Below are 11,949 nucleotides of genomic sequence, written 5' to 3'. Positions count from 1 at the left end.
GGGGGGTGTGCCACGAGGTCAGCCCTTGACCGCGCCGGCCATCACTCCCGAGACGATGCGGCGGGCCAGGACGGTGAAGACGACCAGCACCGGGAGGACGGACACCACGACTCCCGCGAGCATGAGGGTGTAGTCGGTGTAGTAGCCGGCCGCGAGCTGGTTGAGCGCGATCTGCACGGTGCCGTTCTCCGGCGGCAGGGCGATGAGCGGCCAGAAGTAGTCGTTCCAGGCGAACATGAACGTGAACATCCCGAGGACGGTCGCGGTGGTGCGTACACCGGGCACCACCACGTGCCAGTAGCTGCGCAGCAGGCCCGCGCCGTCCATCCGGGCGGCCTCGATCAGCTCGTCGGGGATGTTCTCCTCGACGGCCTGCCGCATCCAGAACACGCCGATCGCGGAGACCAGGGCGGGGACGATGAGCGCGGAGAGCTTCCCGTACAGGCCCATGTCGGTGACGAGCATGTAGAGCGGGATGATGCCGAGCTGGGTCGGGACCATGACGGTGACGACGACGCAGACGAGCAGGAAGCCGCGGCCGGGGAAGCGGAGTTTGGCGAAGGCGAAGCCAGCCAGGGAGGACAGCAGCACGTTGCTGACGGCGGTGGTGGAGGCGACGATCAGCGAGTTGCCCAGGGCCTGCCAGAAGGCGGAGAGCTCGAAGACGCGCTGGATGTTCTCGAAGAGGTGCCCGCCGGGGACCAGGGGCGGGGTGGAGCCCGCGAGGACCGAGTTGTCGTCGTGCGAGGCGACGACGAAGCTCCAGTAGAGCGGGAAGACCGAGGCGGCGGTGATCGCGGCGAGCACGCCGTACGCGAGTGCGCCGGGGCGGTCCGGGCGGCGGGGGCCGGTGCGGGGCGGCCGGTGGCGACGGCGGCCCCGCCCTTCGGCGCTGCGGGGTGCGGGGACCCGGGTGGGTGTGGTGACGGCCATGGGTTTCTCCTGTTGCCGGGTCAGCCGCGGTCGGAACGGCGTACGAGCAGGAAGTTGATTGCGGCGACGACCGCGATGACGAGGAAGAGCACCCAGGAGATGGCGGAGGCGTATCCGGCGTCGTTGTTGATGAAGCCGTACTTGTAGAGCATCAGCGTCAGGGTCTGGAACTGGTGCTCGGCGCCACCCTCGGCGTTGCCCTGCTGGTCGAAGAGGAAGGGTTCGGCGAAGAGCTGGAGTCCGCCGATGGTGGAGATGACCACCGTGAACACGACGGTCGGACGGATCGCCGGGAGGGTGACCTTGAGGAAGGTGCGCAGCCGCCCCGCGCCGTCGATCTGGGCGGACTCGTACAGCTCGCGGGGGACGGCCTGCATCGCGGCGAGGTAGATCAGGGCGTTGTAGCCGGTCCAGCGCCACATGACCATGAAGCTGATCGCGAGGTGCGAACTCCAGGTGTCGGCGGTCCAGTCGACGGGTGAGCTAATGATGCCGAGCCCTTCCAGGGCCCAGTTGACGATGCCGAAGTCCCGGCCGAAAAGCTGCGAGAAGACGAGGGCGACGGCGACCACGGAGACGTACTGCGGTACGAGGACGAGGGCCCGCCACACGCTGCTCGCGCGGAGCTTGCGGTCCAGCAGCCAGGCCAGCGCGATGGCGGCGACCAGCTGCGGGGCGGTGGAGAGCACGAAGATGCTGAAGGTGTTGTAGGTGGCGGTGTAGAAGTCGGAGTCGCCGAGGAGGCGGGTGAAGTTGTCGAGTCCGGTCCACTGGCCGGGCCCGGCCAGCCGGTCCCAGTCGTGGAGCGAGACCCAGAAGGTCTGGAGGAGCGGGTAGAGCCCGAAGATGCCGAAGACGACGAAGAAGGGGGCGATGAAGAGGTAGGGCAGCAGATGCCGCTCCGGCCGCAGCCGGCCGGCTCGGCGTCCGCTCCTTCCGGTGCCCGGTCGGATGCGTGCCTGGAGCGCCATGCGCGTACTCCGTGTGGTGTGTCGGGGTCGGACGGGGTGGGGTGGGAGGCTGCGGCGGTGCCGGGTCGGCGCCGGCACCGCCGCTCAGGTCAGCGGAGGTTCTTCTTCGCCTCTTCGAGCGCCTTGTTCCATGCCTTGTCCGGGTCGGCCTTGCCCTGCTCCACGAGCTGGAGGGCGTTGCCGAAGGGGATGCGGGCCTGCTGGTCCTTGGTGCCGCGGTAGTTCGGCTTGAGGCTCTTGGCCGAGGACACGAAGATCTCGCCGGTGGGCGCGTCACTGAAGTAGGGCTGCTTGGTGCCCTTGATCTCCGGGTCGTTCAGGACGGTGACGAGGGAGGGCAGCGCGCCGACGGGGCCGGTGAAGATCTTCTTCTGGGAGGCGGCGGAGGTCAGGAAGTCGGCCAGCGCGGCGGCTTCCTTCACGTGCTTGCTCTGCTTGGGGACGGTGAGGAAGGACCCGCCCCAGTTGCCACCGCCGCCGGGGACGGCCGCGATGTCCCACTTGCCGGCGTTCGCCTCACCGGCGGCGGTCTTGATCTGGCCGGTCATCCAGGCGGGGCAGGTCATGGTGGCCATGCGGCCCTGCTTGATGCCGGCGTTCCACTGCTGGCTGAAGGGCTGGAGGTTGGCCGACTGGTGGTTGGCCGTGGCCTTGGCGGTGGCGTCGAAGAACTCGTGCACCTTGGGGTTGGTCTCGCCGATGTACTTGTCCTCGGCGTCGAAGAACCCGTACTGGGTCTGGTTCATCATCGCGGTGAAGATGTTGCCCGAACTGTCGAACCAGGCCTTGTCCTTGACCTTCGCGCGGAAGGTCTCGCCGGTGGCGAAGTACGCGTCCCAGGTGGGCCAGAGCTTGCCGACCTCCTCGCGGTCGGTGGGGAGCCCGGCCTGCGCGAACAGGTCCTTGCGGTAGCAGATGGCCAGGCTTCCGACATCGGTGCCGTAGCCCATCACGAAGTCGGTGCCGCCGAGGGTGCCCTGGTCCCACTTCCAGTCCAGGTACTCGCTCTTGCGCTTGTCGGCGCCGTAGTCGGCGAGGTTGGTGAACTTGTCCTTCACCGCGCGGAACTTGGGGAGGTAGCCCTCCTCGATCGCGACGACGTCGGCCGCGCCGCTGCCCGACGCGATCTGCGTGGACAGCTGGTTGTGGTGCTGGTCGAACTGGGAGATGCGCTCCTTGATGACGATGTCGGGGTGCGCCTTCTCGTACTCCTTGATCAGCGGCTTGTAGCCGAAGTCGCTGAAGGTGGCGACGGTCAGGGTGATCTTTCCGTCGGCGTCCCCGCTGTCCGCGCCGCAGGCGGACAGGGCGACGAGGGAGACGGCGGCGGCGAGCGCGGCGGCGGTTCTGCGGGCACGCGTACGGCCCATGGTGGTCCTCCGGGACAGGTGCGGGATGAAGTCGCACCAAGGTCGCCGTGAAGCGAAACATCTGTCAAGAGTTTCGCGAAAAACTACGGGATACCGTTTCGGTCACGCGCGTTTGAGCCATCCAAGTCACCCCAGAACACGTGTGAGATGGACAGAACGGGCGCGCCGATCCCGGCCACTTGGCAAAGTTTCGTAGCGAGGCGGCGCTGACCTGCACCGGTCAACGAAAATTTCGTAAGCCCTTGCTCCGCCCGCCCGCGGGCTCCATCATTCGAGCGCTCAACGGACACCCACCCCCTTCTCTGGAGCCGCCATGAGACACCCGACGACTCGCCGACCACTGCTGCGAGCGGTGGGGTCGGGGGCCGTGGCCCTCGCCGCCCTGCTCTCCTTCGCCGGGCTCGGCACCCTCTCCCCCGCCTCGGCGGCCACCGCGACCGCGCCGTCGGGACGCGGTGTGCCGGCCGACGGCAAGGTCATGATGGTGATGGGCCAGGACAGCGACACGCTGTCCGACTACCGCACCGACGTCCTGGGCCGCCAGGAGCTGGGCGCACCGGCCCCGGGCGGTGTCACCCTCTACACCAACCTGGTGCTCGGCGGCTCGCCCGCCCCGCTGGCCGGCATGGACGGGCCGGTGAACTGGGGCGCGGGCACGGTGGACTTCGCCCGGACGATGAACGAGTACCCAGGTGCGGCCGTGGCCGTCGGGCTCTACCTCTCCGACGCCACCTCCGGCTGCAACAACCAGCCGCTGCGCGCCATCATCGGGCGCAACGACGACGACGTGACGGCCGGCAGCCCCAACCTGATCACTCAGTACCGCGCCAAGGTCGACGAGATGATCAACCGGTTCAAGAGCTACGACCGGGACATCCTGCTGCGCATCGGCTACGAGTACGACGGGCCGTGGAACTGCTACAGCGCCGACTTCTACAAGGACGCCTTCCGCTACATCAAGGGCCGCATCGACGCGCTCGGCGCCTCCCGGGTCGCGACGGTCTGGCAGAGCGCCGCGTGGCCGGTGAACACCAGCACCGACCACCCGGAGTGGGGCTACGTCGTCACCGACCCCAAGCACTTCGACAACTGGTACCCCGGTGACGCCTACGTCGACTGGGTCGGACTGTCGGCGTTCTACAACTCCCGCTCCGTGCAGACCCAGTGGGGCTGCGGTGCGCACGACACCGATCCGGTGGGCCTGCAGAACCGGGTGCTGGACTTCGCCCGCTCGCACGGCAAGCCCGCGATGGTCGCCGAGGCCGCGCCGCAGGGTGCCAGGACCGGGGCGGGCAGCACGAGCTGCATCTTCACCAACAGCCCGGCGCCCGCGAGCGGCCAGGCCATCTGGGACGGCTGGCACGCCGGCTACTTCGACTGGGTGAACACCAACAAGGACGTCATCCGCGCGGCGGCCTACATCAACACCGACTGGGACTCCCAGACGCAGTGGCAGTGCTCCCCCGGCGCCCAGGCGGGTGGTCCGGGCTGCGCGAACGGCAACTGGGGCGACTCGCGCGTCCAGGCCAACGCCACGGTGCTGAACAACTTCGTCGCCGAGATCAAGAAGCCCCTGTGGTCGACCGGCTCCTCCGGCACCACCGACCCGACGGACCCCACGGACCCGACGGACCCCACGGACCCCACCGATCCCACGGACCCGACCGACCCGACCGACCCCGGTGACGACGGCGGGAGCGGTACGGAGCCGTACACGCAGTCCGTGGTGACCAGCCCGGCCACCGCCATCCGGTTCACCCCGAAGAACTTCGAGGCGAGCTTCGTCACCGTGCAGTACCGCATCGACGGCGGCGCCCCGCAGAACTACTTCCTGACCTACGACCAGGCGTCCGGCCGCTGGGAGATCCCCGTCACCGTCCCGCACGGCGCCACGCTCACGTACTCCTTCAACTACCAGCCCACGACGCAGACCAGCCAGATCACGACCCCGGTCATGACCTGGACCGCCCCCTGATCCTCCTCCGGGGTGCCGTGCCGGTCCCACCGCACACGGCACCCCGCCTCCCCCACCCGTACCGAGGAGACCCCGTGCCCCACACCACCCCACGCCTTGGCCGCCTCCGGCGCGCCCTCGCCGCGGCGACGACCGCCACCCTGCTCCTGCTCACCGCGCAGACAGCCACCGCCTCCACGACCGACCCGGCCGCGCCCGAGCTGCTGCTCGGCCAGTCCACCCGGGGCGCGCTGGGCGACTTCAACTCCTTCGCCCAGGGCGCCGACGGCGGCTCGGTCTACTACGAGCTCCGCAGCGGTGACTGGGTCAACGCCGAACACCGCGCGTTCGCCGAGGAGTTGGCCTCGCAGGGCAAGACCGTGCAGGTCGGCATCAGCTGGAAGGACAACCCGCCCGGCTTCGAGGGCGGCGACGAGAACGCCAAGGCCGCCAGGTCCCGGGCGGTCACCGCCGAGATCGCGGCGGGCGGGCACACCGCACAGCTGGACCGTCTGCTCGCGTTCACCAACTCCCACCCCTCGGCCTCGTTCAAGCTGCGGCTCGACTACGAGGTGAGCAGCTTCTACCACTGCACCGACGCCAGTTGCTCCTCGTACAAGAACGCCTTCAACACGCTCGCCGGCTACTTGGACGGGCACTCCACCGCGCACAACCTGTCGTTCGTCTACCACCCGGTGCGCGGCGAGTTCGAGCAGCTGTATCCCGGGGACGCGGCCGTGGACTGGGTGGGGGTCTCCGTCTTCGCGCACGAGCTGTGCCTGCCGATCTACGACCGGGGCTACCTCTACAACGGCACCCCGCCGCAGAACTACGACGTCGGCGCCAACCAGTGCCGCAACGCGTACATCGGGACGGACCAGAACGGCAACCCGGCCGCCGTGTGGCGGAACTTCGACCATGACGCCAACGTGCTGAAGCTGGTCAAGTTCGCCAAGGACCACGGCAAACCGGTCGTGCTCTCCGAGGCGGGCATGATGAACTTCACCGCCGACAACGGGGCCACGGACGGCATGGAGCAGGTGCAGGGCGACCGCTGGGTGCAGCGGCTGTTCTCGCTGATGAACTACCGGGGGCCGATCCCCAATCTGCCGGGCGAGTACGACCTGCGCGGGGTGATCCGCTCGGTCGTCTACATCAACCTGGACTTCCGTTACGGCTGGGACGGCATCGACGACGGCAGCTTCGACTTCGCCCCCGACACGACCTGGTTCGTGGACGGCAGGCTGTCCCGCTACACGGCCGCGAAGGCCTCTTTCTGCCGGGGCCTCGCCGACAACGGCTTCACGGCACGGTGCCGCTGACAGCGGCACCCCTCCTACTGCGCGGTCCGGCCCCCCGGGCCGCGCACAGAGACATGGGAGCGCTCCCATATCTCGTACGTCCCCACCCCCACGCCCTCCCCACCCGAGAGGAACACCCGTGTCCCGTCACGCACTTCACCGTCCCCGAGCGAGAGCCTTACGCCTGTGGGCGTCCGTTCTCGCCCTGCTCGTCTCGTCGCTCGGCGCGGCCCTGGCCACCGCCCCGCAGGCCGCGGCGGCGACCACCCTGTGCGACGCGTACGCCTCCACGAGCATCCAGCAGGGCCGCTACCTCGTGCAGAACAACCGCTGGGGCGCGAGCACGCGCCAGTGCATCGAGGCGCGCGACCGCGGTTTCGCGATCACCGCGTCCGACCACAACAACCCGACCAACGGCGTCCCGGCCGGATACCCGTCGGTCTACGCGGGCTGCCACTACGCCAACTGCACCTCGGGCAGCGGTCTGCCGCTGCGGGTGTCCGACTTCGGGAACGTCCGCAGCAGTGTGGCCATGACCCGGCCCGCGTCGGGTGAGTGGAACGCCTCGTACGACCTGTGGTTCGACCCGACACCCCGCAGCGACGGCCAGAACACCGGGGCGGAGCTGATGATCTGGCTGGACCACCGGGGCCGTCCGCAGCCCATCGGTTCCCGGGTCGCCACCACGACCATCGAGGGCGCGAGCTGGGACGTGTGGGTCGGGAACATCGGCTGGAACGTCATCTCCTACGTCCGTACCTCGGGCACCGGGTCCCTGGACTTCGCCGTGCGGTCCTTCACCGACGACGCGGTCGCGCGGGGCCAGATCCAGCGCTCCTGGTACATGACGAGCGTGCAGGCGGGCTTCGAACCCTGGGTCGGCGGGGCCGGGCTCGCCGTGGACGACTTCTCCTTCACCACCAACGGCGGCAGCGGCGGGGGCGGTGCGCGTGCGCTCCTGGGCCGGCAGAGCGGGCGCTGCCTCGACGTGTCCGGTGGCAGCAGCGCCAACGGGACACCGGTCATCCTCTGGGACTGCTGGGGCGGAGCCCCGCATCAGTGGACCGTCGGCTCCGACGGGACCGTCCGGGCCTTCGGCAAGTGCCTGGAGGTGACGGGCGGTGCGGCCGCCCGCGACAACGGGGCCGGGATCGGGCTGTGGGACTGCTGGGGCGGCGCCAACCAGCGGTGGACCCTGAACTCCGACGGCACCCTGCGCAACCCCAACTCGGGCCGCTGCCTGGAGGCCGCGGGCCAGGGCACCGCCAACGGCACCCGCATCCAGCTGTGGGACTGCTGGGGCGGCGAGAACATGAAGTGGGACCTCCGGTGACCCGCCCGGCACAGCGGCGGGCCGTCCGCCCCGCCGCTTCGGCGCTCGTGGTCACCGCGGTCCTGGCCGGTTCGCTGCTCTCGGCGGGCGGCCAGGACAGCGCGGCGGCCGGGCAGGCGGCGGCCGCCGCGCCCGAGGTCATCACCGTGGACACCGGCCGGCAGTCCGGGCCGCTCACCAAGGCCGGGCTGGGCACGCTGTTCGGGGTGACGACCACGCCGGACACCCCGGCCGCGCTCGCCGACGGCACGCAGGTGCTGCTCGCCCAGCACCAGAGCATGGACGGGGACACCTCCTACCCCAGCTCCACGGAGTCGGTGGCGGCGAAGCTCCGGGGCACCGGGGTGAAGATGGTCGGCCGCTACAACGACCTGATGGGCGGCTGGCCGTACGTCTGGAAGGGGATCGACGACTGGAACGGCAAGGTGGACAGCGCCACCGGGTCGATCCAGAAGTACAAGGACGTGCTGAGCGCCGTGGCCCCGCTGAACGAGCCCGACAACAAGCTCGGCACCCAGCCGGACAGCCCCTTCATGACCGACCCGCGCGTCCCCGGCGCCACCTACGACGCCAAGGTCAACTGGCTCTGGACGCAGACCGTCCGGCGCATCCGGGCCATCGACGGCTCGGTGAGGATCATGGGGCCCAACTACGAGCACTACAACCCGTGGGAGTCGGCGGACCGGCAGCCGCGCATGCGGGACTTCCTGGTCAACGCGAAGAACACCGGCACCCTGCCCGACATCATCGGCTGGCACAGCCTGGGCCCGAGCCCGGGCGACGTGCCCGAGACCCTGACCCGCTACTACCGGCCGCTGGAACAGGAGTTGGGGATCTCCCCGCGTCCGGTGATGATCGAGGAGTACGGGCCGGGGAACGGCGAGTTCGAGGGCGTTCCCGGGACCATGGTCAAGCACTGGGCGGAGTTCGCCCGGTACGGCGTGGACTCGGCGGCCATGGGCATCTACACCAACCCGGGGCTGCTCGGGAACACCCTGCGCCGCACCTCGGGCGGCCTGAAGCCCAACGCGGGCTGGTACTTCATGAACTGGTTCCGCGAGCTGCGCGGCAACCAGCTCTTCGTCAGCCGCTGGGACACCCGGCACTACCAGGGCTCCGACGCGGTCGCGTCCTGGGACTCCGCGTCCCGGTCCGTCACCGTGCTGGCGGGCGGCGACGACGGTGACATCGACGTCCGGGTCCTGGGCCTCGCGGCGCGCGGCCTCGGCCCACAGGTCAGGGTCCGGATCGACACGACGGACTGGACCACGGACCCGCTGGCCACCGACCGCAGGGCCGAACGCGCGGGCGACCCGCAGTCGGGCCCGTACAACGTCTACGACAAGGTGCTCACGCTCGACGCGGGCGGTGACCTCACCGTGCCGATCCGGGGGATGGAGCACCTCGACGGCTACCGGATCGTCGTGGAGCCCGCGGGCGCGGCGGCGTCGTACCCGGGCAAGTACGAGGCGGAGGACGCGGTGCAGGCCGGGACCGTCCCGCACACCGGCAGCGACACGGGCCTCGCCTCGGGGCGGGGCTACGTCGGCGGGATCGACGGCGCCAGCAGCTCGGTGACCTTCAGCGTGGACGCCCAGAAGGCCGGCGTCCACCTGCTTCGGGTGCGTTACGCCAACGGCACCGCCGCGACCTCCACCCACCAGGTGCGGGTGAACTCCGAGGCGCAGGGTGCGGTGAGCTACCCGGCCACCGGGGGCTGGGCGAACACCACGATGGGCACGGCGGTGAAACGGATCGCGCTCAAGGCGGGCCGGAACACGGTCACCCTGGCCAAGGGCGACGGCTACGCGGAGCTCGACTCCATCGACGTACGCCCCGACACCCACCGGTACGAGGCGGAGCTGGCCACAGTGAGCGGCGCGGGCATCCGGCACTTCCAGTGGAACGAGTTCCCGGACTACGTGGGCGGCATCGACGGCGCCACCAGCTCCGTCGATTTCGCGGTGGACGCGCCCCGGGCGGGGTCGTACCTGGTGGACGTCGGATACGCGAACGGGCTGGCCGGGACCGCCGGGCACTCCGTGACCGTGGACGGGACGCCCGTCGGGACGATCGCGTACCCCTCCACGGGTGCCTGGCTCAGCGGCCCCCGGCAGGACGCCGACGAGGGCACCGCCACCGTCCGGCTCACGCTGCGCGAGGGGGTGAACCACATCCGGCTGACCAAGGGCGAGGGATACGCCGAGCTCGACTGGCTGGCGCTGCGCACGGAGTAGCCGCCCGCCGGGTGTGCCGGGCGGACCTCGCGTCCGCCCGGCGCACCGTGCCGGTCAGCCGGTGCCGTACAGGTCCGACAGGCTGATGCCGGTCGTGGAGCCCGCACCGCCGAGCGGGACCTCGTGGTCGAGGCTGACGAACTTGCCGTTCTCCTGCCAGAGCGCGGGCTTGAGCAGGGCGTACTTCGCCTCGTCCCAGGTGGCCCAGTCGTAGCCGAGGAGTCCGCCGGTGTCGCCCGAGTTCGGGTTGAGGCACCAGAAGGTCTGGCTGATGCGGTTGTCCACGATGAGATCGCGCAGCGCCTTCAGCCACTTCTCGTTGGGGCCGTTGTCGAGGAAGCCGCCCCACTCCCCGATGAGCAGGGGCGCGGTGTTGTTCTGGTGCAGGTAGAGCCAGTTGGGGCCCCAGACGTCGCGTTCCAGCGTGCTCCGGTCCCAGTCGCCCTCGAACCAGGGCTGCTGGAAGACGAGCGGTCCGTAGTCGTGCGGGGAGTAGACGAGCTGGTCCTGTTGGGCGCCGAGGTCCACGGGGTGTTCGGCGGCGCCGCGCAGGTTCCCGCCCCACCAGTCGTAGTGGTAGTCCGCCTCGGCGGTTGAGCCCCAGTCGCTGCCGTCCTTGGGGTAGACCTCGATGCCCTCGCAGAGGATGAGGACCTTGGGGTTGATGGCGAGGATGCGCTTGCCCGCCGTCTCGCAGGCGTACTTGAAGTTGTCCTCGTCGGTGGAGTCGTCCCACTTGGCGCGCGGACTCTCGGACTGCTTGCCGTGCGGCTCGTTCTTGATGTCCATCGCCACGAGGGTGTCGTTGTCCTTGTAGCGGTCCGTGACCCATTCCCAGGCCGAGTAGAAGTCCTCGGTGGTGATCGAGCCCTTCCACCAGACGGGGTGGATGTGCCCGGAGTTGTCGGCCTCGGCGCTGTGCACGTCGAGGAGGACCTTGATGCCGTACTTCTCCGCCGTGTCGAGGAAGGCGTCGAAGACCTGGAGGGTGGTCTTGTCCTTCAGCTCCGGGTTGGCGTACGTGTTGACCGCGCTGGGCACCGCGGCCTGGCCGTTCTTCCACTCCAGGAGCAGCTGGGTGGAGATCGGCACGCGCACGATGTTGATCCCGCGCTGGGCCATCTGCCCGGTGAGGGTGTCCAGGTTGGCGGACCAGAGCCCGTGGAAGACCCGTTCGGTGGCGTTGAAGCCGAACCAGTTGACGCCGGTGAGCCAGACCTCCTTGCCGTTCTCATCCACGATCTTGTTGCCGTCGGTGTGCAGCCAGTCCGTCCCGGCGGTGCCCTGCGGGGCGGGGACGGCGGCGGTGGGGGCCGCCTCGGCGGGGAGCGGCCCGCAGAGGGCCAGCAGCGCCGCCGTGGCCGCCGCGGCGGCGGCCAGTCCGGTGCGCTTCCTTCTGGAGGTCTTCATGTGACGTCGCCTTTCGGTGGGGGTCGAATGGTGCGGTCAACGGTGCGGGAGCGCTCCCATATGTGGGGGTGTGCGACCTCCGCGCACGCCGGAGAGCGCGCGGGGGCCAGGGTGCGTCGAAAGCGTCGGGCGCTCCCCGCGGAGGGGGATTCCGGCCGGGCCAGGGGGCGCGGCGAGTCGGCCGGAAAGGCGCCCGCGCCCTGAACCGTGGCACCGGGCCGCATGGCGTGTCAACGCTTTCGTAGTTGTTTCGTGACCCTCACGGGCGGGCGGCACAGCGCCTTGATCCAGCGGCACCGACACCCTTGCTCTGCTCACGAGTTGAGCTATATAACGTTGTAAAGACGGCCTCGGGGCGCGCCGTCCGGACATCCGGACACCGCATTCCATTCAGCCCAGGAGGCCCTGATGACCCCTCATTTCCCCGATCAAGCTTCCGA

The 11,949-nt window shown here is 69.8% G+C and carries 8 protein-coding genes; 4 read left to right on the top strand and 4 right to left on the bottom strand.

Annotated features, from left to right (window positions below):
- Positions 1 to 18: 18 nt before the first annotated feature.
- From AMK18_RS03575 to AMK18_RS03565, 3 genes are all read right to left on the bottom strand, one after another.
- Positions 19 to 933 (bottom strand): carbohydrate ABC transporter permease, encoded by a 915-nt coding sequence (locus AMK18_RS03575; protein ID WP_073861603.1) that lies wholly within the window; start codon positions 931 to 933, stop codon positions 19 to 21.
- Positions 934 to 953: 20 nt separating this feature from the next.
- Positions 954 to 1,904: a carbohydrate ABC transporter permease gene (locus tag AMK18_RS03570; RefSeq protein WP_018100358.1), complete on the bottom strand. Its 951-nt coding sequence runs from the start codon at positions 1,902 to 1,904 to the stop codon at positions 954 to 956.
- Positions 1,905 to 1,993: 89 nt separating this feature from the next.
- Positions 1,994 to 3,274, bottom strand: coding sequence for an ABC transporter substrate-binding protein (locus AMK18_RS03565; protein WP_073861602.1), 1,281 nt, complete (start codon positions 3,272 to 3,274; stop codon positions 1,994 to 1,996).
- 313 nt (positions 3,275 to 3,587) lie between these two features.
- Here AMK18_RS03565 and AMK18_RS03560 point away from each other — a divergent pair, with 313 nt between their 5' ends.
- From AMK18_RS03560 to AMK18_RS03545, 4 genes are all read left to right on the top strand, one after another.
- Positions 3,588 to 5,249, top strand: coding sequence for a glycoside hydrolase family 26 protein (locus AMK18_RS03560; RefSeq protein WP_241836439.1), 1,662 nt, complete (start codon positions 3,588 to 3,590; stop codon positions 5,247 to 5,249).
- Positions 5,250 to 5,323: 74 nt separating this feature from the next.
- Positions 5,324 to 6,550, top strand: a complete 1,227-nt coding sequence (locus tag AMK18_RS03555; protein WP_018100361.1) for a hypothetical protein — start codon at positions 5,324 to 5,326, stop codon at positions 6,548 to 6,550.
- Between the two features lie 118 nt (positions 6,551 to 6,668).
- Positions 6,669 to 7,862, top strand: coding sequence for a GH12 family glycosyl hydrolase domain-containing protein (locus AMK18_RS03550; RefSeq protein WP_073861600.1), 1,194 nt, complete (start codon positions 6,669 to 6,671; stop codon positions 7,860 to 7,862).
- Complete coding sequence (locus tag AMK18_RS03545; RefSeq protein WP_073861599.1) at positions 7,859 to 10,099, top strand: CBM35 domain-containing protein; 2,241 nt, start codon at positions 7,859 to 7,861, stop codon at positions 10,097 to 10,099. Before AMK18_RS03550 ends, AMK18_RS03545 begins: the two co-directional genes overlap by 4 nt.
- Before the next feature lie 54 nt (positions 10,100 to 10,153).
- Here the strand turns inward: AMK18_RS03545 and AMK18_RS03540 are convergent, their stop codons facing one another.
- Positions 10,154 to 11,509 (bottom strand): glycoside hydrolase family 5 protein, encoded by a 1,356-nt coding sequence (locus AMK18_RS03540; RefSeq protein ID WP_073861598.1) that lies wholly within the window; start codon positions 11,507 to 11,509, stop codon positions 10,154 to 10,156.
- Between the last annotated feature and the right edge of the window lie 440 nt (positions 11,510 to 11,949).

Origin of the sequence: Streptomyces sp. CB01249, from assembly GCF_001905735.1 — a bacterium.
Taxonomy (GTDB): Bacteria; Actinomycetota; Actinomycetes; order Streptomycetales; family Streptomycetaceae; genus Streptomyces.
Note: the sequence above shows the minus strand (reverse complement) of the source record. Positions and strands in the feature narration are given on the sequence as shown.